This is a genomic window from Salinarchaeum sp. Harcht-Bsk1 (assembly GCF_000403645.1).
Taxonomy (GTDB): domain Archaea; phylum Halobacteriota; class Halobacteria; order Halobacteriales; family Salinarchaeaceae; genus Salinarchaeum.
Map to the genome: position 1 here is coordinate 3233796 of NC_021313.1, position 21465 is coordinate 3255260.

General features: G+C 65.2%; 21 protein-coding genes. 16 read left to right on the forward strand and 5 right to left on the reverse strand.

Annotation, left to right across the window (positions count from 1 at the left end; genetic code table 11):
* Positions 1–119: 119 nt before the first annotated feature.
* Positions 120–2168: an NAD-dependent DNA ligase LigA gene (gene ligA / locus L593_RS15080; RefSeq protein ID WP_020447842.1), complete on the forward strand. Its 2049-nt coding sequence runs from the start codon at positions 120–122 to the stop codon at positions 2166–2168.
* Between the two features lie 36 nt (positions 2169–2204).
* Here the strand turns inward: ligA and L593_RS15085 are convergent, their stop codons facing one another.
* Positions 2205–2468 (reverse strand): hypothetical protein, encoded by a 264-nt coding sequence (locus L593_RS15085; protein ID WP_020447843.1) that lies wholly within the window; start codon positions 2466–2468, stop codon positions 2205–2207.
* Positions 2469–2567: 99 nt separating this feature from the next.
* Between L593_RS15085 and L593_RS15090 the strand changes: the two genes are divergently transcribed.
* From L593_RS15090 to L593_RS15120, 8 genes are all read left to right on the forward strand, one after another.
* Positions 2568–3134 (forward strand): hypothetical protein, encoded by a 567-nt coding sequence (locus L593_RS15090; RefSeq protein ID WP_020447844.1) that lies wholly within the window; start codon positions 2568–2570, stop codon positions 3132–3134.
* A 107-nt stretch (positions 3135–3241) separates the two neighbouring features.
* Entirely contained in the window at positions 3242–5065 is a 1824-nt protein-coding gene (locus L593_RS15095; RefSeq protein ID WP_020447845.1) for an excinuclease ABC subunit C, read from the forward strand.
* A gap of 99 nt (positions 5066–5164) precedes the next feature.
* Positions 5165–5929, forward strand: coding sequence for a nickel pincer cofactor biosynthesis protein LarB (gene larB / locus L593_RS15100; RefSeq protein ID WP_020447846.1), 765 nt, complete (start codon positions 5165–5167; stop codon positions 5927–5929).
* A 168-nt stretch (positions 5930–6097) separates the two neighbouring features.
* Positions 6098–6247, forward strand: coding sequence for a hypothetical protein (locus tag L593_RS16130; protein WP_020447847.1), 150 nt, complete (start codon positions 6098–6100; stop codon positions 6245–6247).
* 77 nt (positions 6248–6324) lie between these two features.
* On the forward strand, positions 6325–6573 hold the full coding sequence (locus L593_RS15105; RefSeq protein ID WP_020447848.1) for a GIY-YIG nuclease family protein: 249 nt from the start codon (positions 6325–6327) through the stop codon (positions 6571–6573).
* Positions 6574–6639: 66 nt separating this feature from the next.
* Positions 6640–7788, forward strand: coding sequence for an acyl-CoA dehydrogenase family protein (locus tag L593_RS15110; RefSeq protein WP_020447849.1), 1149 nt, complete (start codon positions 6640–6642; stop codon positions 7786–7788).
* Between the two features lie 88 nt (positions 7789–7876).
* Positions 7877–9160, forward strand: a complete 1284-nt coding sequence (locus tag L593_RS15115; RefSeq protein WP_020447850.1) for a pyridoxal-phosphate dependent enzyme — start codon at positions 7877–7879, stop codon at positions 9158–9160.
* A 69-nt stretch (positions 9161–9229) separates the two neighbouring features.
* Complete coding sequence (locus L593_RS15120) at positions 9230–9754, forward strand: nitroreductase family protein (protein ID WP_020447851.1); 525 nt, start codon at positions 9230–9232, stop codon at positions 9752–9754.
* Positions 9755–9840: 86 nt separating this feature from the next.
* On the opposite strand, the gene L593_RS15125 is transcribed toward L593_RS15120, so the two are convergent.
* Positions 9841–10119 carry a PadR family transcriptional regulator gene (locus tag L593_RS15125; protein ID WP_020447852.1) on the reverse strand — a complete coding sequence of 93 codons (279 nt, stop codon included), beginning with the start codon at positions 10117–10119 and terminating at the stop codon, positions 9841–9843.
* Between the two features lie 118 nt (positions 10120–10237).
* Here L593_RS15125 and L593_RS15130 point away from each other — a divergent pair, with 118 nt between their 5' ends.
* The 5 genes from L593_RS15130 (at position 10238) to L593_RS15150 (ending at position 14641) form a co-directional block, all read left to right on the forward strand.
* Positions 10238–10513, forward strand: a complete 276-nt coding sequence (locus L593_RS15130; RefSeq protein ID WP_020447853.1) for a hypothetical protein — start codon at positions 10238–10240, stop codon at positions 10511–10513.
* A 155-nt stretch (positions 10514–10668) separates the two neighbouring features.
* Positions 10669–12081 (forward strand): heme o synthase, encoded by a 1413-nt coding sequence (locus L593_RS15135; protein WP_020447854.1) that lies wholly within the window; start codon positions 10669–10671, stop codon positions 12079–12081.
* A gap of 7 nt (positions 12082–12088) precedes the next feature.
* A complete protein-coding gene (locus L593_RS15140; RefSeq protein WP_020447855.1) occupies positions 12089–12793 on the forward strand; it encodes a hypothetical protein in 705 nt (234 codons plus the stop codon).
* A 136-nt stretch (positions 12794–12929) separates the two neighbouring features.
* Complete coding sequence (locus tag L593_RS15145; protein WP_020447856.1) at positions 12930–13898, forward strand: ABC transporter ATP-binding protein; 969 nt, start codon at positions 12930–12932, stop codon at positions 13896–13898.
* Complete coding sequence (locus L593_RS15150) at positions 13895–14641, forward strand: ABC transporter permease (protein ID WP_020447857.1); 747 nt, start codon at positions 13895–13897, stop codon at positions 14639–14641. Before L593_RS15145 ends, L593_RS15150 begins: the two co-directional genes overlap by 4 nt.
* Positions 14642–14685: 44 nt before the next feature.
* Here L593_RS15150 and L593_RS15155 read toward each other — a convergent pair whose 3' ends face one another.
* Positions 14686–15849, reverse strand: coding sequence for a hypothetical protein (locus L593_RS15155; RefSeq protein ID WP_020447858.1), 1164 nt, complete (start codon positions 15847–15849; stop codon positions 14686–14688).
* 341 nt (positions 15850–16190) lie between these two features.
* On the opposite strand from L593_RS15155, the gene L593_RS15160 reads away from it, so the two are divergent.
* Together L593_RS15160 and L593_RS15165 are read left to right on the forward strand one after the other, a co-directional pair.
* On the forward strand, positions 16191–17612 hold the full coding sequence (locus L593_RS15160; protein ID WP_144060786.1) for a type IV pilin N-terminal domain-containing protein: 1422 nt from the start codon (positions 16191–16193) through the stop codon (positions 17610–17612).
* A 236-nt stretch (positions 17613–17848) separates the two neighbouring features.
* Positions 17849–19276 carry a hypothetical protein gene (locus L593_RS15165; protein ID WP_020447860.1) on the forward strand — a complete coding sequence of 476 codons (1428 nt, stop codon included), beginning with the start codon at positions 17849–17851 and terminating at the stop codon, positions 19274–19276.
* A gap of 91 nt (positions 19277–19367) precedes the next feature.
* Here L593_RS15165 and cysS read toward each other — a convergent pair whose 3' ends face one another.
* Positions 19368–20846, reverse strand: coding sequence for a cysteine--tRNA ligase (gene cysS, locus L593_RS15170; protein ID WP_020447861.1), 1479 nt, complete (start codon positions 20844–20846; stop codon positions 19368–19370).
* Between the two features lie 63 nt (positions 20847–20909).
* Positions 20910–21368: a hypothetical protein gene (locus L593_RS15175; RefSeq protein WP_020447862.1), complete on the reverse strand. Its 459-nt coding sequence runs from the start codon at positions 21366–21368 to the stop codon at positions 20910–20912.
* Positions 21369–21465 lie beyond the last annotated feature (97 nt).

A 21465-nucleotide genomic window follows, 5' to 3' on the forward strand; every position in this document is an offset into this window, starting at 1 on the left:
TTGCGCGACCACACTCCGTATCTCACTCTCGCGGCGTACCACCAACCTGTCCAACTGGCTGCCTCCCCGTGCCGTCGGGAAGGTGAGCTTTATCCACGATCGGGGGGCAAGGACGGATAATGGCCGACGCGGACAATCCGTATCTCGAGGACCCGCCGACCGACTTCGAACCCACCGATGACCTCTCCGAAGATCGGGCCAGCGAGCAGGCTGCACTGCTCCGCGAGGCGATTCGTGAACACGATCGACGATACTACGTCGAGCACGACCCTGTGATCGCGGATCGGACCTACGACGCGCTCTTCGATCGCCTCGTCGACCTCGAGGAAGCCTTCGACCTCGAGACGGCGGATAGCCCGACGAACCGCGTCGGCGGCGAACCCGTCGACGAGTTCCCGACGGTCGAGCACGTCGCGCCGATGCTCTCGATCGATCAGAGCGGCGAGGAATCCGAGGTTCGAGCCTTCGACGATCGGGTCCGGCGCGAAGTCGGCGAGGTCACCTACGTCTGCGAGCCGAAGTTCGACGGCGTGTCCCTGGAGGTCGTCTACCAGGACGGGCACCTCCAGCGGGTCGTCACGCGCGGCGACGGCGTGGAAGGGGACGGCGTGACGAACAACGCCCGGACCGTCCCCTCGATTCCGCAGCGCCTCTCCGGCGACCCGCCGTCCGATCTCACCGTTCGCGGGGAACTCTACATGCCCCGTGACGACTTCCAGGCCTACAACCGGGAACTGGTCGAGCGCGGTGAGGAGCCCTTCGCCAACCCCAGGAACGCGACCGCCGGGACGATCCGCCAGCAAGACCCCTCCGTCGTCGCCGAACGGCCGCTCGCGTTCGTCGCGTTCGGGGTTCTGGACACGTCCGATCCCTGGCCGAGCCGGTGGGCGGAACACACCGCCCTTCCAGAACTGGGGTTGCCAGTGAGCGATCGCGTCGAGCGACACGACTCAATCGACGGGGTCATCGCGTATCGAGACGAACTGGTCGCAACGCGCGACGACCTCGACTTCGAGGTCGACGGCGCGGTCGTCAAGGTGAACGATCGGGAGCAACAGGAGACCCTCGGCACGACGAGTCGGCACCCCCGCTGGGCGTTCGCGTACAAGTTCCCGCCGCGCTCGGAGGAGACGACGGTTCGGGACGTCGTGCTCCAGGTGGGCCGAACGGGCCGAGCGACGCCCGTCGCGCTCATGGATCCCGTCGACGTCGGCGGCGTCACCGTCTCCCGCGCGAGCCTACACAACCCCGAACAGATCGCAGAACTCGGCGTGAGCATCGGCGACCGGGTCCGCGTCGAACGAGCGGGCGACGTGATCCCCCAGGTCGTCGAGGTGCTCGACGGCGCGAACGAGGACGTTCACTTCAAGTACCCGGACGAGTGCCCAGCCTGCGGGACCGAACTCGAACGTGACGGGCCGATCGCGCGCTGTCCAGCCGGACTCGAGTGTCCCGCCCAGCGCCGTCGATCCATCCAGCATTACGCGAGCCGTGGCGCACTCGACATCGAGGGACTCGGTGAGGAGACCGTGGACCTGCTCGTCGACGAAGGACTTGTCGAGACGCCGGCCGACCTCTACGAACTCACCGTGGAGGACCTCGCCGACCTCGAAGGGTTCGGGGAGCGTGCGGCGACCAGGCTCGTCGACGCGATCCAGGACGCCCGCGAGCCGGACCTCTCGGACTTCGTCACTGCGCTCGGCATTCCGGAGGTCGGTGGGACGACCGCACGGACCCTCGCTCGAACCTTCGGGAGTCTCGACGCGCTCCGAAACGCGACGACTGACGAACTGGAGGCCGTCGACGACGTCGGTCCGATCGTCGCAGAACGTATCCGGGACTTCTTCGAGGCGGATGCCAACCAGCGGGTGCTCGACGACCTGCTCGAACACGTTGATCCACAGGCCCCGGACGTGGAGATCGGTGGTGGCCCCTTCGAGGGCGAGACGATCGTCTTCACGGGGTCGCTGCCGTCGATGACCCGCCAGGAAGCGACCGAGCAGGTCGAACGCCAGGGCGGTAACGTCACGTCGAGCGTCTCCTCGAACACTGACTTCCTGGTCGTCGGGGAGAACCCCGGGACGACGAAACGAGCGGACGCGGACGCGAACGACGTGGCAGAACTCGACGGCGAGGCCTTCGAAGAACGGCTCACGAGCGGTGACTGAGCGCCGTTACGGCTGCCGATTGGCACCGACCGCCAGTTACAACGTTTCGTCGGGGTCGTGCCGCTCGCGCACCTTCGAAGCCTCCTCCGCGTATCGCTCTCGGTCCGCTTCGGGCGTGGGCTCGAGGTCTTCTCGGTCGAACTCCTTCGCCGCCGTGACGTCGAGCCCGAACACGAGATTGGCGGCGAGCTGCCGCTGGTGGAACAGTTCGCCGTCCGGTGTGGCGTAGACGAGCGTCACGACGTCCTCGTCCCAGTAATCGCGCTCGACCAGCCAGCACCGAACCGACTCCTCGCTCATGGTCGAGCCAGGACGACCGTCGCAAAGAAGGTGGCGCGACCGTCCGACCGATCGGACTGCCCAAAGACGCTATTGTGGGGGCCGCTGAATCTTCGCCCGATGGTCGACTGGAGCGAGCGGGTCGAGCAGCTCCTGTTCGAGGGCGAGCACGTCGAAACGACGGTCCAGGTCGGTGCGGGAACGGTCGTCGTGACTGGACAGCGCGTGCTAGTCTTTACGCCGGAGGGTGACGGGAAGCAGTTCCGGGCGATCGATCGGCCGAACGTCCTCGGCGTCGAGCGCCGCGGCGTCTCACCGCTCGAACTCGTGCCGACGGCCGGGAAACTCGGCGTCGCGGGCGGGTTGCTGGTTCTGGTCGGCGTCGTTCTCGATCCCGCGGCCCTCTTCCCCAGACCCGACCTCTCGTCGGCCCAGGCTGCCGGCGGAATCCTCGGCCCGGTGAACTCGATGCTCGATCTGTTCTACGCGATCGACACGGTCGCGATTGCGCTGGGCGCGCTACTCGCGATTCTCGGAACGGCGCTCGTCGGCGTCCAGGTAGCAACGCGACAAGATCGGCTCGCGATCGAAGTGGCCGGCGAAGACGACGTGCTCCTCTCCCTGGGAGCGGACGACGCGAGACTCGCCGATCTTCGGCAGGCAATCGACGCCCCTGCGCCCCAGTAGTCTGCAAGGTTCTGATGGATTACGTCCACATACCGACTGCTTCCGAGGACCCGGTTCCGAGTCGACAGGGAAACCCACATCAACGCCCGACGGCGTAGCCATTCCCGATGGACGCTGCCGGGGTCCGCGAACTCGCTGCCGACCTGCCCCGACAGCCCGGCGTCTACCAGTTCCGTGCGACCGGCTCTCGCGAGCCCACAGCCGATGAAGTGGCTGGAAACGGCGGCACCGGACCCGAGCGAGTCCTCTACGTCGGCAAGGCCGTCGACCTGCGCGATCGAGTCCGGTCATACGCCGACCCGCGTGGCCAGCGCATCGCGAACATGGTCGCGGCGGCCGACGACGTCGAGATTGCGGTCACGGACACGGAGACGCAGGCACTCCTGCTCGAGGCGAACCTGATCAAGCGCCACCAGCCGCGGTACAACGTTCGCCTGACGGACGACAAGTCCTACCCGCTGGTGCAGTTCACGGAGCACGAGATGCCGCGGATCGAGATCACTCGCGATCCCGACGAGGGAGCGACGGTGTACGGTCCGTTCACCGACCGGGGCGAACTCGAGACGATCGTCAAGGCGATCCGCGAACTCTACGGGCTGCGCGGCTGCTCGGATCACAAGTACAGCGGACGGGATCGCCCCTGTCTCGACTACGAGATCGGATTGTGTACGGCTCCGTGCACGGGCGAGATATCCCCCGAGGCCTACGGGGAAGACGTCCTTGCGGCGAGACGGTTCTTCGAAGGCGAGACCGGCGCGCTCGCCGACCCGCTCCGCCAGCGAATGGGTGCGGCGGCACAGGAACGAGCCTTCGAGCGCGCCGCCTCGCTCCGCGATCGGCTCGAAACCGTCGAAGGATTCCACGGCGCGGGCGAGGACGTCGTGTCCCACGCCGGCCAGCAATCCGGCGATCACGGCGTCCGGACTCACGTCCTCGGCGCTGCAGTCGAGGGACGGGAACCGACCGTCGCCGTTCTCGAGAGCGAAGGCGGCAAACTCGTCGATAGACACCGGCCACCGCTCGCCGTGCCGGAATCCGCACGTGATGATCCCGCGTCGCTGCTGGCCGCGTTCGTGCCACAGTACTACGCCGATCGGCGGCTTCCGGACGTGCTCTTGCTCCCGGAGGATCCCGCCGACGCCGAGGTCAGGGCGTGGCTCGAAGACAGAGACGTCGACGTCCGGGTCCCCGGGGCTGGACGCGAGGCGCGCCTCGTCGACCTCGCCCTGAAGAACGCCCGTCGGGCAGGCCCGGGACGGGACCCGTGCGTCGCGCTGGCCGACGCGCTCGGGATCGATTCCGCGAACCGCGTCGAGGGGTTCGACGTGAGCCACGCCGGCGGCAAGGCGACCGTCGGGAGCAACGTCCTGGCCGTCGACGGCGCGGAGCACACGGACGGCTACCGCCGCAAGAAACTCCCCGAAGGCAACGACGATCCCGGAAGCATGTACGAACTGTTGCGGTGGCGTGCAGAGCGCGCCGTCGCGGGGCGAGACGACCGACCCGATCCGGACCTGCTGCTGATCGACGGCGGCGACGATCAACTCGACGCAGCGACGCGAGCGATCGGGGAGGCGGGCTGGGACGTTCCCCTCGTCGCAATCGCCAAGGGAGAACGCGGCGACCGCGACGCCGACGGCGACCGCATCCTCGGAGCCGACGGTCCGATCGACGTGCCCGACGAAGCGATGCGCCTCTGCCAGCGCGTCCGCGACGAGGCCCACAGATTCGCGGTGCAGTACCACCAGACCGTCCGCGACGACGTTACGACGGCACTGGACGCCATCGACGGCGTCGGCCCGACGACGCGCGAGGCGCTGCTCGGACGATTCGGGAGCATCGAGTCGGTTCGCGACGCCTCCGAATCCGAGTTGCTCGACGTCGAGGGCGTCGGACCGACGACGGCGAGCACCCTCCAGGAACGCCTCTGATCCAGCAGTGAGAGCGACCAGCGCCGAGACCGGCGGTCGGCGTGACGCTCGAGCGGTCCCGAACGAACGGCACTTGGTTCCGGGGTTCGAGGAGCGAGCATGCGCGACATTCTCGACGCAGTCGCTTCGGGCGACCTCTCGCCCGCCGAGGCGGAGGCCGAACTGACTGGCTACGCTTCCGTCGACGCCGGTCGGTTCGACGCCGCACGCGAGCAACGCCGCGGCGTCCCGGAGGCGATCCTCGCCGACGGCAAGACGGCCGCCGAGATTGCCGAACTGGCAACGACCGCCGTCGCCACTGCAGGCAGGGCGATCGTGACGCGTATCGACGACCCTGCAGCCAACGCAGTCGCGGCGATCCTCTCGGAAGAGGCACCCGAGGCGACTGTCCGCTGGAACGATCGTGCCAAGATGCTGGTCGCCCACGCCCCGTCGTACGAACCACCTCGCTTCGACGCGACCGTCGGCATCGTGACTGGTGGCACTTCCGACGCCGAGCCTGCGGGCGAGGCTGCGATGATCGCGGGCGAGATGGGGGCGCGCGTCGATCTGATCGAGGACGTCGGCGTAGCTGGGATCGCGCGGGTCCTCGATCGACTCGAACGCCTCCGCGAATCGGACGTGCTGGTCGTGGCAGCGGGGCGCGAGGGCGCGCTGCCGACGGTCGTCGCTGGACTCGTCCACGTTCCCGTCATCGGGTTGCCTGTCTCGAGTGGCTACGGATTCGGCGGCGAGGGTGAAGCGGCGCTCGCGGGGATGCTCCAGTCCTGCACCGTCATCTCGGCCGTGAACGTGGACGCCGGCTTCGTCGCCGGTGCGCAGGCGGGGCTGATCGCCAGGGCCGTGGCTGGAGCGTGGGAGTAGTTCGGTAGCAGCCGAGAGCAACCGGGAACCAGTACAGGCACCATTTGCCGATTGTCACACGTTCCCAACATCTGTCTTGCGCTTCCGGTTATTCGACCCTTTGTAGACAACAGTATTGGCTTCGAACGTCTAGAGGGGCTACCGCTCACGCGAGCGGCCCACCAACCGATGCCATCGTGTGACCACTGCAACGGCCACGTGTCCGAACGCTTCGCCCGCGTCTTCGAGACCGACGACGGATCGATCGAAGCGTGCCCGAACTGTTCGGCGAACGCCGGGATCGCCGAACAGTCGCGACGGCGACACGCGACAGAGTAACTCCCGGCCATGCCCCGATCTTCGCGGTGAACGGATCGAACCGTAAGCTTCCTCGCCCCGGGAGACACGTCTCCGCCGTGGCCGACCACTACGTCTACGTACTGCGGTGTTCCGACGACAGTCTCTACACCGGCTACACCACGGATCCGGAGCGACGCGTCGCGGAACACGACGCTGGCGACGGCGCGAAGTACACGCAGTCCCGCACGCCCGTGGAACTCGTCTACGTCGAGGAACACGCCTCTCGATCGGCGGCGCTCTCCCGCGAGCACGAGATCAAATCGCTGTCGAAGCGGGAGAAGGAGCGGCTGGTCGGGGGCGAGTGAACGGCTGGTCCGTTGGGTCCGCTCGGAGAGGAAGACACTGAAGGGACCCCCATCCTATGAACCTGTATGGACTTTCGTTTGAATCAGGAGCAACGCCAGATCCGTGACGCCGTCGCGGAGTTCGTCGACGAGGAAGTCGTTCCGCGAGCGAGCGAGATCGATTCCGAGGACGAGTTCCCGGCCGATCTCGTCGACCAGATCGGCGACCTGGGCATCATGGGCGCGCCGTTCCCCGAGGAGTACGGCGGCGCAGGACTCGACTATCACTCGTATGCGATCGCACTCGAAGAGATCTCTCGGGGAAGTGGCGGCCTCGGAACGGTCGTCGCCGCGCACGTGTCGCTGGCCGGCAACATGCTCTACGAGTTCGGCGACGAGGAACAGAAACAGGAGTACCTCGTCCCGCTCGCGGAAGGGGGCGACGTCGGTGCTTTCGCCCTCTCGGAGCCGGGTGCGGGGAGCGACGTTCCAGCCATGGAGACGACCGCAACGTACGACGAGGCCGCTGGAGAGTACGTCGTCGACGGCGGAAAACTCTGGATCTCGAACGGCTCGGTCGCCGACACCGTGACCGTCTTCGCGAAGACGGACGCCGACGCCGGGCGGAACGGCATCTCGTCGTTCGTCGTCCGTCCCGACGAAGACGACGGGTTCCACGTCGAGGGGACCGAGGACAAACTCGGTGACAAGGGCTGCCCGACAGCTGAACTTCGCTTCGACGACCTCCGGATTCCGGAGGACCGCAGACTCGGCGAGGAAGGCGATGGGTTCGTCCAGGCGCTCAAGACGCTCAACGGGGGCCGGATCACGATCGCCGCGCGTGGGGTCGGCATCGCTCGAGCGGCACTCGACGCAGCGAGCGAGTACGCGACGGAGCGCGAGCAGTTCGACCAGCCGATCGGCGAGTTCCAGTCGATCAAGCACAAACTCGCGGACATGGATACGAAGGTCCAGGCGGCGAAGCTCCTGATGCACAAGGCTGCCGACCGGAAGATCCGGGGCGAGAGCTACGTCAAGGAGGCTGCCCAGGCGAAACTCTACGCGTCCGAGATCTCCCGGGAAGTCGCCAACGAGGGCATTCAGATCCACGGCGGATACGGCTACGTCAAGGACTTTCCCGCCGAGCGGTTCTACCGTGACGCGAAGCTCAACGAGATCTACGAGGGGACCAGCGAGATCCTCCGCAACACGATCGGTGATCGCGTGATGGAGTGACGGGCCCGCGGCGCAAGATCGCCGAACCCTGCTACTGCGTACCACGGCGCCGAATCGTTGACGTGACTGCTCGAAGAACGCCAGATCGATGGACGGGTCAGCCACTTCCGCTGGCACGGACGACGAGTCGCTCGCGACCGGCCAGCGTTCGCTGAAGGATCGATCCATCGAGTACCCGCTGTGGCCACCACAGACGGGCGGCTGTCCCGAGACCAGTGACGAGGCAGTCCAGTATCCCGTCGAGGTCACCTACGAGTACGAGGCCGTGCCCGACGGACTGTTCGAGGGGCCGATCGAGCACGGGATCGACCAGTGGCAGCCACTGCTCCCGCCACTCGCCGAGGGTACGTCGCTTGGGGAAGGGAACACGCCGCTGCTGGCCGCCCCCGACGTCGCGGACTGGGCCGGCGCAGGTGCTGGAACCGAGGTGTACGTCAAGGACGAGAGCCGGAATCCGACGTGGAGCCAGAAGGACCGTCTCGCCAGGCTCACCGTCAGCGCGTCCGTCGGCGTCGACGCGCCCGGAATCGTCGTCTCCTCGTCGGGGAATCACGGCGCTGCGACGGCAGCCTACGGCGCTCGGGCGGGACTGTCGGTCGTCGTCTTCACGTCGCCCGATACGCCTGCCGCGGTCCAGCAGTTCGTCGGTGCCTACGACACGGCGATCCTCCAGATTCCAGACTGGCACGCGCGACAGGAGGCAGTCGATCGGCTCGCAGCGACGGCCGGATACCACCCGGTGAGTAGCCGCACAGCGGTACCGACGGGCCACCCCTGGGGGCCGGAAGGGTACAAGACGATCGCCTACGAGTTGTTTCTCCAGCTCGATCGTCGAGTCCCGGGGACGGTCTTCGTTCCGACGGCCCACGCCGAGGTGCTCTACGGCGTCTGGAAGGGGTTCCGGGAACTCGAATCACTCGGCGTCACCGCCGAGACGCCACGAATGATAGCGTGCGAACCCGCCGCTCGTGCGCCGCACGTCGCAGCGCTCGAGTCGGAAGCCGCGCTCCCGAGCGTCGCGCCAGGCGACACCGACGCCCACTCGATCCAGGCGACACAGGCGACCTACCACGGCGTCACTGCAATCGATGAGAGCGACGGCGACGCGACCGGCGTGACCGACGACGCGATCGCTGAAGCACAGGCGCTACTCGCAGCCCGGGGCTGCTGGCAGGAATTCTCCGGAGCGGCCGGCGTCGCAGGACTCCGCGAGGCCGCCGCCGACTTCGACGGGTCACTCGACGGTCCGATCGTCTGTCTCGCGACCTCGAGTGGGTTCAAGGACGGGGAGACGCTCGATGCCCCGACCGTCGATGGATCGTGGGAATCGATACGGAACGCGCTTCGAACGGAGTACGGGCTGCTGGAGTGAGGTGGCGGCCACTGGCGACCGCCCGATCCGTCGCTCACATTTAATCCGATTCCGTGCGTCGGCCGAGGCATGGACGTCACGGACGTCATCCAGACGGCGATTTCCGTCCGCGAGTTCACGGACGAACCAGTCGATACGGAGACCAAACGAGCGATTCTCGACGCCGGCCACCTCTCCCAGAGTGGCCACAACAGTCAGCACTGGCGACCGATCCTCGTCGACGACGCCGACGATCTGGCTCGGCTAGCCGAACTCAGTACCTCTGGTTCGTGGGTCGCCGACGCCGATTTTGCCGTGGTGATCGTCACGAATCCGGAGCGACACTACCACGAGATCGACGCGGGGCGAACGATCACGCACATGCAGTTCGCCGCCTGGGACCGTGGCATCGGCTCCTGCATCTACACGGGGTTTCACGAGGCCGGCACTCGCGAGTGTCTCGACGTCCCCGAGGATCTCGAGGTAACCGCAGTCATCGGATTCGGCCACCCCACGTTCGACGTGGAAAGCCTTCGCGGACGGAAAGACAGGGAACCACTGGACGAAATCGTCTCCCACGGACGGTACGGGAATCCGCTCGCGCTTTCCGACTGAGGTTCGGTTTCTGCTCCGGCGAACCGGGAGGAGGCGAGCGGCGATTCTCGCCACGTTCGGAGAGCGTCGGTGCCTTCCAGCGAGCCTCAGGATTCGACGTGCGATCGCATCCACGCGAACTGCTCCTCGACCATCGATCGTCCAGCATCGGTCAGCGCGTAGGCGTCGTGGAGGCCGTCCTCGTGAACCTCGAGGTGACCCGTCTCGACGAGGGCCTCGAGGGCGCCGTAGAACGTCGACGGGTCGATTCGCTCGTCGTAGTGCGCTGCGATCCGCGCTTTGAGTTGCTGGCCGTGGAGTTCGCCCTCCCCAGCGAGGACGATGCAGACGTCTCGGCGAAGCCCGCTCTGGAGCCACTTGGTCACGGGCGGCCCTCCGTATCGGACCCACTGGATACTTGCGATCCTGCATCCGCCGCTGGAGAGTCCTGAACGGTCGGCACGAACCGGAAGCTACGTGGGATCCCGACCCCCAGAACGGACAATGACAGAGGCCTCCGTGACCGAGGGGTCGATCACCGCAACGTACCGCGAGACGCCGGCCGAGCGACTTCTCGAGTTCGAGCGGGACGGGCGCACTGCCGCAATCGCACAGAACGTCGAGGGCTACGCCATGCTCAAAGTGCGCCCAAGTGCCGACGGCGACGAACTCGAACGGTACTACGGGTTCGACATGGCGCTGGATCACGCCGCGGAGTTGCTCGGCGTCGCCCCCGCGGAGCTCCCGGTCCCGGAGCAGGCTGCGGACATGGGAATGTGATCGCTTCGAGGTGCGACCTGATTACACGAGATGCGACCCCGATCACAGGCCCTCGATGCTGGGGGTTCGGTGCGAATCCCGCGAGGAATCAACAATCGGAATCGTGGTGAAGCGCCGAGACTAAATACGAACAGGCAAAGGTTCTCTCAACAGCCGTGACTGCCGAGACCACCCCAGAGGACGACTCCTTCGCGACGTTACTTGCCGTGACGGCGATCGGCGCGTACCTCCTCGTGATTCTCGGCGCGACCAACGCCGTCTCCGAGGCAGCCACGACCTGCTCCACGTGGCCGGTCTGCGACGGCGCGCTGGGCGCACTCGAGGAGCCCGAAGTGGCGATCGCCCTCGGCCATCGGACCGCAGCGCTCCTCGTCGGCGGTCTCGTCCTCGCCGCCACAGCGCTCGCCCTCCGACGGCCCACCAGTCGCCGCGTTCGGGCGTCCTTGCTCCTCGCACTCGGTCTCTATCCAGTCCAGGTCGGTCTCGGTGCAGTCGCTGCGACATCTGGCGGGGCCGCCGGGTTCCTCGGCGTGCTCCACCTCGGATTCGGCCTCGCGATCTTCGGCGGTATCCTCGCTGCACTCGCCTGGTCGCTCGACGCACAGACCGCGAGCGCGGCAGATCGCGAGCCCCTGGAGGCCCCCGAACCGGTGACCGCCGACGCTGACGCCCAGCCACGAGATATTCCCGCCAGTGGCCTCGGCCGTGCAAAACTCGTCGCACTCGCCTACTTCCGTATGACGAAGCCACGGCTGATGTGGCTGCTCTGTCTCGTGGCGGCAGCCGGGATGGCCCTCGCTGCGGGCGCTGGCGTCTCCCCGCGGGTCTTCGCGCTGACGATGCTCGGCGGCGTCCTCGCCATCGGTGCGAGTGGCACGTTCAACAACGTCCTCGAACGGGACGTCGACCGACGGATGAACCGGACTTCCGACCGGCCGCTCGCGGTGGATCTCGTTCCGGTCAGGAACGCGATCCTCTTCGGCCTCATGCTCGCCGCAGGTTCGCTGGCCGCCTTCCTCGCGATCAATCGTCTCGCGGCGATCCTGGGGCTCACCGCGATCGCGTACTACAGCGTGATCTACACCGTCGTACTGAAGCCCAACACCGTCCAGAACACCGTGATCGGCGGTGGCGCCGGGGCCCTCCCGGCGCTCATCGGCTGGGCAGCTGTGACCAACGAGATCGGACTTCCGGCGCTCGCGCTGGCCGGCGTGATCTTCCTGTGGACGCCCGCACACTTCTACAACCTCGCGCTGGCGTACAAGGAGGACTACGCCCGTGGTGGATTCCCCATGCTACCGGTCGTCCGTGGCGAGGCGACCGCTCGTCGTCACGTGATCTGGTACCTCGGAGCGACGCTCGCCGCGGCGGCGGTCCTGAGCACCGTCTCGTCGCTCGGACCGCTGTTCGCGCTGACGAGCGTCCTCGCGGGCGGTGCGTTCCTCTGGGCCGCCATCCGCCTCCACAGGGAGCAGACCGAGTCCGCCGCGCTTCGATCCTTCCACGCCTCGAACGCGTATCTCGGCCTGGTGCTGCTCGCCATCATCGTGGACACCGTCGCCCTGTAATCCCGTCATGCACGAAGCCGTGTCGACGCTCGACGCGCGGGTACCGCGGCCTCGAAAGAGCACGATCGTCTGGGGCGTCGTCCTCGTGAACGTCGAGGCGCTGTTCGTCCTCACGTACCTCGCGATCACCCAGCGGTCCTACGACCTCGCGTTCTTGCTCTTCCCGTTCGTGTGGATCAACGTCGGCCTCTGGGCACTGGTACGGACCGAGCCACCGTCGGCGTCGACCTCGCGGAGACGCGTCGCTGCGGGCCTCTCAGTGCTGTACTTCCTCGCGCTGGGTTTCATGGGGAACATGCTCGCGCTCGGGCCGGCCTTCGGCAGCGACACGCCAGCAACGGGATTCGACTTCGTGATGTACGGCATCCAGCCTCCAGGGTGGACGCCGTACCTCCTCTTCAACAGCGAGTTCCTCCACGTCTCGCTGATCCCGCCGTACGTGATCGGGTTCGCCGCGCTGACCTACCTCGTCTACGCGACGGTGCTCGACGCTGCCAGCCTCGCTGGCGTCGGCATCGTCGGCCTCTTCTCGTGTATTAGCTGTACGATGCCGCTCGTCGCTGCAGTCGTTACGGGCGCGATCGGTGCGTCGAGCGGGGCCTTGCTCTCTGCCGTGGCGCCGATCGCCTACGAGGGCGGAATGGTGCTCTACGTCGTGACCGTCGCGCTGTTGTACTACCGTCCGGTGATGGGGGACGGTCCTCACTCGTAGCGTCGAACCGTCCCTCGTTTCGACCGTATCGCAGGATTGGACCTCCCAGTTGCGACGCCGCTCGTGTGGTTCAGCGGCGCCGTGCTGCCGAATCGAACCCGGAACGCCCTTCCCGATCCCGCGCCGACGGACGGATATGTGTCCGGTGCTCGCCGCCGAGGACGTGCGGAAGACCTACGGCGAAACCATCGCACTCGACGGGGTCTCGCTGGCTGCCGAGGAGGGAGCGGTCGTCGCGCTCGTCGGCCCGAACGGGGCCGGCAAGACGACGCTCGTGCGATCGCTCACCGGCACGATTACGCCCGACAGCGGCACGATCCGCGTGCTGGGGACGGTGCCGGAGGACGTCGATCGTAACCCCCTCGGCGTCCTTCCCCAGTCGTTCGAACCTCCGGGTCGACTCAGTGCGATCGAACTCCTCCGGTACTACGCTGGCCTCTACGACGACGCTCGGGACCCGCACGAGGTCCTCGAGACGGTCGGGGTGGCCGACGCCGCGAACACGCGCTACGAGAACCTCTCCGGTGGCCAGCAGCGCCGCGTCTGTCTCGGAGCGGCGCTCGTCAACGATCCCGCAGTGCTGATACTCGACGAGCCAACGACCGGTATCGACCCGGAAGGCCGTCGCACCGTTCGCGACCAGATCGCATCACTGGCCGACGGTGGTGCGACCATCCTCGTGACCACCCACGACATGGACGAAGCCGAGCGGATCGCGGACCGGGTCGTCCTCCTGGCCGATGGTCGCGTTAGCGCGACTGGCTCTCCGTCGGAACTGATCGAGGAACACGGCGGAGCGCCTCGCGTGATCGTCGAATTCGCCGACGAAGCGTCGATCGACGCGGCGGTTGCTGCGCTCGAACGGGACGGACTCGACGTCGAGCGAGAGCGGGACCGCGTCGTCGTCCGCGACGTTCGTCCCGAGTCGATCGAGTCGGTTGTCGAGGTCCTCGGATCGGCCGGCGTCGACTACGAAGGACTCGAGTGGCGCCGGCCCGCCCTCGAGGACGCGTATCTGGCAGTTGCTGGCGAGGCGTCACGCATTGCAGCCACTGCAACTGCGGGCCAGCAATCCAGCCCGACCGTCGGAGGTGATCGCAGATGACCCGATTCGGACGCCTCGACGCGGAGTTCGGCGTCGCCCTGCGCTCTTTCCTGCGTCGTCGGACGGCCGTGTTCTTCACGTTCCTGTTCCCGACGATTCTCGTCGTGATCTTCGGAGCGCTCGTCCAGACGGATCCGGGCAGCGGTGGCCTCTTCGCAGAATCTCCCGCCTACTACGTCCCTGGTTACGTCGCGGTCGTGGTCCTCTTCACGCCGTTGTCCCGGATGTCCAGCGAGGTCGCTCGCCACCGGGAGGGCAACCGCTTCGAGAAGCTCGCGACGACGCCGCTCCAGCGCTCGGAGTGGCTCGCCGCACACGTCGCGGTCAACGTCGCCATCGTCGGGCTCGCAGCGGCGTTGATCCTCGGACTCGTCGTCGCGTTGACCGGAGCCCCGCTGGGCGACGTCTGGCTCCTTCCCCTGTTTCTCGTCCCCGGAATCGTCGGATTCTGTGGCATCGGGACGATCCTCGGTCGCGTGACCGACTCCAGGGACGGTGCCGTCGCAGCGAGCAACACGATCGGTCTTCCGCTCCTCTTTCTGTCGAACACCTTCGTCCCGCCGTCACAGCTCCCGGGGTGGTTCGGTCCGATCGTGAACCTCTCTCCACTGACGTACTTCGCCCGGGGCGCTCGGAGCGCGATGTACGGTGGCGGGTCTCCCTGGTTCGATCTCGCGGTGCTATCGGGCTTTGCCGTCCTCGCGTTCGCGGTCGCTGCAGTCGCTATCCCGCAGACGGATTGAACTGACGGCTTTCGTTCCGATACCTTCCTCTTGGCCGCCGAGTGCTACCAGTCGCCCTGAAACATGACGCGAAGCCCCGCCGCGGTCGCGAGTTCCTCGATGCAGGACCGGGCCATCGCTGGTTCCCGTATCGGCCGAACGTACACAGCGTTGCCCGCGTCGTTATCCAGTGCGATCCAGTTGGGACCACCGGGCGACTCCGCGAGGACGACCGTCCCGTCGTCTGTCCGCCAGGGGAGCGTCGTCGAGCCCAGGAGGCCGTGATTTTCGAGCAGGTACCGAACCGTACCCACCGTCGTCCCACGTGGCGTCTCGGTTCCGACCGCACCGACCGAACTCGTCCCGCCGAAAAAGCGGACGACGTACTCACCGTCGCCGCCAGCGTCCTGCGAGTCGATCTCGGGTTCGGATTCGGGCGACGCGCCAGACTCGACGGCAGTCACCTCATCACGTTCTGTGTTTGCGTCGGGGTGTTCAGTTCGAGTATCCGGAGTCGAATGCTCCGGTGGCGGTGTCGTTACCGAGGAGGTCGCGTCGGATTCCCGCGATGGCCCGTCGGTGGTTCCATCGGCGCTCCCAGGCGACTCGAGCGACTCGGCGAGCGAATCGACGAACGATTCGGCCGCCGCTGCGACGGTGGGTTCGACGGCGTCACCGGTCACGTCGAGGATCGACTGGGTCACGGACGTGACGACGGCGTCCCGTTCTGCTGCGAGCCGTCGCGCTGCTTCACGTTCGCCGGATTGCGCGGCCGAAATCGAGCGCTCCACGACGCTTCGATGATACTGCCCCAGCGCGTCGGCGTGTTCCTGAAGCGCATCGAACGGAAGGGATCGGCGGTGGACGCCGTCGTCGCCATCGACGAGAAGCACGATCGACTCGCCGTCGGTGACGATCCCCCGATCGACGGTGTCGTCGTCGATGACACGAGCGAGGGCCGTCGTGGATTCGCGCACGTCCGTCCCCGGGGGGACGGTCTCTACAACCAACGCGGGCGTCGAGTCGATCGCCAGGAGGTAGTCGACCGAGACCGCGTCGACGGAAGCGTCGGGGACGACCTCTCTGCCACGGACATCCCATCCGAGCGTTTCGAGCAGGGGTTCGACGGCTCGAAGTTGGACCGCTCGCTCCGATTCCAGCGACCCGTCCCCCCTCGCACGATCCACGCGATCGGCGAGAGCGGACAACGAAGCGAGCGGATCCGACATGCACTCGGTCGTACGTCGCCTGTCCAGTAAAGCCACCGGAGCTTTTGCAGAGAGGCCGCGGGGATCGGGGCTGGTTCGAGACGTCGCCAGAGTCTGCGGTCGACGGGGCCAGAACGATTATGTGGTTAGTTGAGTTAGGAGTTCCAAAATTTACTCAAAGTGAAGGCACATTAAATATAATTCTTTTGGCCACACAGTGGCAGTTCTCTGAATATTATGCAGGATATCACGAGAATATTGAGCACACTTTGGAGGTTAATACGCTAGCTAGATAAACTAATGAAGATGCTGTCGGTCGATATATAGTAATTATATGATGGGTAGGCGTGTACAAATTGTCTATGACTCGGCGGGCCGTTACCCCAGTGATCGGACTCGTGTTACTACTGGGTATCGTAGCGATCGCGTCGATGGCACTGTTTCTCGCTGGGATGACGCTCGCCGAGAGCACGCAATCGAGCGCGGTGGATCAGCAAGCCGAGCAGTCGATGGCACAGCTCGCGGCGTCCGCCGACGACATTGCGTCCGGCGAGGCCGAGAGCTCGGCGTTTGCGATTCGAGGTGCAGACACGGCACAGGTTCGTGGGATCCCCGACGCGGGCCAGATCAACGTCACTGTGACCAATCGGTCGACGGGCAAGCAGATTTTCACGATCGAAGAACCGCTCGGTGCGGTCGTCTACGAGACCCGGGACGGGACAGAAATCGCGTACCAGGGTGGCGGCGTGTGGCGACGTTCACCCAACGGGTACTCACAGCTGGTCCGCGCTCCAGAATTCCACTACCGTGAGCGTCCCGACCCGACGATCACCTTCCCGATCACGCTGATGCGCAGCGAGTTCTCCCAGTCGGGGGACGTCGACGGCCAGTTGCGAGCACGGGAATCGATTCGCCGGTACCCCGACCAGCCGAACCACTTCAATCCGCTCCAGGACGGGAGCGTCCTCATCACGATCGATAGCAGGTACTGTAGCGGGTGGGAGAACTACTTCGATCACTACACCGATGGCTCGCCAGCCGAAGGGTGTGACGACGGTACCGAGGACCAGCTCGTGATCCAGTTCAGCGTACCCTTCCAGTTAGATGGACTCGGAAGCGGTGCGATGCTTGACGGAGGATCCGGGGATCCCTCCAACTTCGGCGGGATCAACGACTCGAGTGAGTTCGGTGATTCTGACGACGCACCGAGTGCGACGCCGATGGTCGAGTCGAAGCTCGAAGAGGCGCGCTCGAGCGGGCAGGTGCTCCCCGACGACGCGGTGATCGACGATGCCGGGCTATACTACGCCGACGGCAATCTATCCAGTGGCGACGTCACCTTCGATACCACAGACGGTGACATCGAGGTCGCGTCGGACCAGTACCCGGTCGTCGACGGCAACGTTTCGATCGAGGGAGATGGGAACGTCACGCTCTACATCAGCCGCAATCTCGTCGATAAAGGTGGCGGCAACGAGCAAATCGGTGATCCGGAGAATACTTCCCAGCTCCGCGTGTTCGTGCATTCCGAGGTCGACCAGGTCGGCCACAAGGGCCAGAACTCCGACTTCCACGGACTCCTGTACGCTCCGAACTCCGAAGTGCTCCTCTTCCGAGGAAACAACAACGCCAGCGGGGCGCTGGTCGCGGAGGACGTCGATTTCGGAAGCACCGTCTTCGATCTCGACCCCGAACTCGCGAATATGAGCTTCTACGAAGAACTCGGCGACGCACCGTTCTACTACCTTCACATCTCCGAGACCACGATCGAGGTGGAAAATTGACCCTCGGGGTCACCTGCATCGATATTTCACTATTCCGTCCTTGGACTTACGTCAGGTTGGCCCCAAACGATTTATCCATTATGGCTAAACAGACGTCTTTATCTGGAAATTATTGGGTGCCGAGATGTATTATTAAGTAATATCCGGCTATTAATCCATGAAAGAGATGAACTATCCGAGGTTGTATTCGATAGCATATGATAAATATATGATAAGGAACCTCGTTACAATCACCTATGAACAGCCGGGGACTGACCCCCATTATCGGTCTCGTGCTGCTCCTCGGCATCACGGCTATTGCGTCGATGGGGCTCTTCGTCGTCGGCGTCTCGCTGGCCGACACCACGCAATCGTCCGCAGAGCACGAACAGGCCGAACAGTCGATGGCCCAGCTCGCCGAATCCGGGAACGGTATCGCTGCCGGTGAGAGTCGCCGTTCGTCGTTCAGCATCGAGGGCTCCACGGAAGGACAGCTGCGCGCAGATAGCAGCCTCGGCACCATCAACATCACCGTCACGAATCGCTCCACGAATACGCAGCTTCTGTCGATGGAGCGGTCGTTCGGGGCCGTCATTTACGAGGCATCAGACGGGACTGAAATCGCCTACCAGGGTGGTGGCGTCTGGCGGCAAGACCCAGACGGTGGGTCGTCGCTGGTACGGTCTCCAGAGTTCCACTACCGCGAAGATCCAGATCCGACGATTACTTTCCCCGTCGTGCTGGTGAGGGACGACTTCTCTACGTCGGGAAGCACTGTCGGCGAGATGGTCGCCCACACCTCCGAACGGCACTATCCCGACCGACCGAGCCACTACAATCCCCTCCAGGATGGGAGCGTTCTGATCACAATCGACAGTGAGTACTGCCAGGGATGGGAGCAGTACTTCGAAGAACGGACCGACGGCTCTGCAGCCGAGGACTGTGACGACGGCGAGGAGGGTGAACTCGTGATCCAGTTCAGCGTGCCGTTCGACCTCGGCAGCCTCGAGAACGGCGTCATGATCGGCGGTGGAAATGGTAGGACCAACGATTTCGACGGGATCGACAATTCGAGCGATTTCGGTAACTCTGACGAGGCACCGAGTGCGACGCCACTGGTAGAGGCGTACTTGGAAGACGCGAGAAACAACGGCGAGATACTTCCTGCCGACACCGAGATCGATGCTGGCCTCTATTACGACGACGGCAACCTTTCGAACGGCAACTTGGACTTCAATACGACAGGGGGCGATATCATCATCGCCACCGAGCAGAGTCCCTCGTTTGACGAAGGCGCGGATTACGATATCATCGGTAATAATAACGTCACGGTGTACTCGACGGGCGACCTCGTCGGCAACGGCGGTGGAGGCGGACAACTGGGTGAGCCCGGGAAGGAAGACCAACTGCGGATTTTCTTCCACTCCGATGTGGATCAGATCGGCCACAAAGGTCAGAACACGGACGTCCACGCGTTGATCTACGCCCCGAACGCAGAGGTGTTACTCGGAAGGGGGAACGACCATAGCCTGAGCGGCGCCCTCGTCGCCGAAGATTACGACTTCGGAACCAAGTTCGATGTCGTGCCCCAGCTAATGAACATCTCCATCTACGAGCAACTCGGTGACGCTCCGTTCTACTACCTCCATATCTCCGAAACCGAGATTCACGTCGAGCGAGACTGAACGCCGATCGTGGCGCCTCGAATGCAGGACAGCAACTCCCGCACGAACCTCCTGAGCTCGTGGGATTCCGCGACGAAGGGCTGGCGGCCGATTACAATCGAAACTCCGGCCCCTCGTCCGTGTCCTGTACTTCGACACCGATCGACTCGAGGTCGGCCCGTAGTTCGTCTGCCTGCTCGTAGTTGCCCGCAGCACGTTGTTGTTCGCGGACTTCGAGCACGAGTTCGACTAGCTCCTCGGCAATCGTGACGTCGCCAGCCTCCGTGGCTCCGAACCGGAGCCCCAGCACACCACCCCCAAGTTTGTCGTACGCTTCGATGGCGGAACGGAGGCCCTGGTAATCTGCGTCGTCGTACGAATCGAGGTGCTCGTGAACGGCGCTCGTGAGTTCGAGGAGCGCCGCGAACGCCTCCCTGGTGTTCAGGTCGTCGTCCATCGCCCGTCCGAACTCCTCACGTGCGGTGGCGACGGCGCTTCGGAGCGAGTCGTCCCTGACCTTCGTCTTCGAATCCGGTGAGTCAGCGACTGCGACGGCCCGTTCGTATCCGCGTTCGAGGCGCTCGAAGCGCTCCTGGGCCTCCTCGATCGCAGCTTCGGAGTAGGCCTGTTTCTCCGAATACGTCGCCGAGAGGAGGAAGGTCCTGACGACGTCCGCACCGAACTTCTCGATTCCTTCCTCGACGGTGTAGAAGTTCCCGAGACTGGAGGACATCTTCTCGTCGCCAGTCTCGAGGAGTCCCACGTGGAGCCAGTGGTTCGTGAGCGGCTGCCCCGTCGCCGCTTCGGCCTGGGCGATCTCGTTTTCGTTGTGGGGGAAGACCAGGTCCTCGCCAGCGACGTGGATATCGAAGGTATTGGCGAGGTGCGTGGTGGACATCGCCGAGCACTCGATGTGCCAGCCGGGGCGGCCTTCGCCCCACGGAGAGTCCCAGGTGAGCGCCGTCTCGCATGCGTCCTCGGGATCGGCTGCTTCCTCGTGCTGGTGCTCGACGATCTCCTCGGGCCCGACGCCGTCGGCCTTCCAGAGCGCGAAGTCGGCCGGATGTCGCTTCTCGGATCGCTCATCTTCGGGCCCCTGGGCCTCGAGTTCGTCGATCTGCTGCCCCGATAGCTTGCCGTAGTCCTCGAAACTGGTGACGTCGAAGTACACCGAGCCGTTGGATTCGTATGCGTACCCTTTCTCGAGGAGGGTTTCGACCATCGCGACTACCTCCTCGACGTGCTCGGTGACGCGGGGGTAGACGGTCGCCCGCTTCAATCGGAGCGAGCGCATATCGTCGAGGAATTCGGCGACGTAGTGGCGACCGACATCGGCCTCGCTGTCGCCGACCTCCCCGACCCGCGCGAGGACCTTCTCGTTGACGTCGGTGAAGTTCTCGACGTGGCGGACCTCATACCCGGAGTACTCGAGCCAGCGGTGGAGGACGTCCGTGTGGAGCCAGACGCGGGCGTGGCCGAGGTGGGCGGGATCAGAGGTCGTCAGACCACAGAGATAGAGGGTGACGGCGTCGCCGATCGGCTCGAAATCGGTCGTCTCACCCGAGAGCGTGTCGTGAAGCCGCAGCGTCATGGAACTTCGTTCAGCGGGCCGGCGTTTCAACGCTCCGATCTCTGAAACGGGCCGTTCGGTCGACTATCTGGACTCCAGGGCTCGTTCGACGACGCGAAGGGCCTCTGGCCCCGTGCGCGGTTCGACGCCGACCACGAGCGCGTCATCGTTGAAACCCCCGGCGGTGACGGCGACGCCGGCGGTTCGAAGTGAACCGAGGACTCGTTCGAAGGCCCGGGCATCCACGTCGCCAGTGACCTGAATCGCGGTCGCGTCTCCATCGGCCTCGAGATCGACGCCGCCGAACGCATCCTCGTCGAGTGCGACCCCACGATGGAGCCGGACGCTGACGCGGCGATCCGACTGCTCACCCGTTGGGAGCTCCTCGGCGTACCGTCTGAGTGCCGTCGCGATCGACTCCACGTCGCCGTCGACCGCCAACGACCTCGCAGCCGCACTGTAGTTGACGACGCCGGCCCGGAGCGCGTCGTAGAGTGCTGGATCTGCACGAACCGCCTCCCGCGTTCGCTCGGCGACCGACATACGAGAGCGATCGGCTGGGCGCCTTCGAAAATGTTCCGACACCGCGCCGACCGAAGGGAGGCGCGGAAGTCATCGTCTAGTCCTGCGGCGTCGGCGC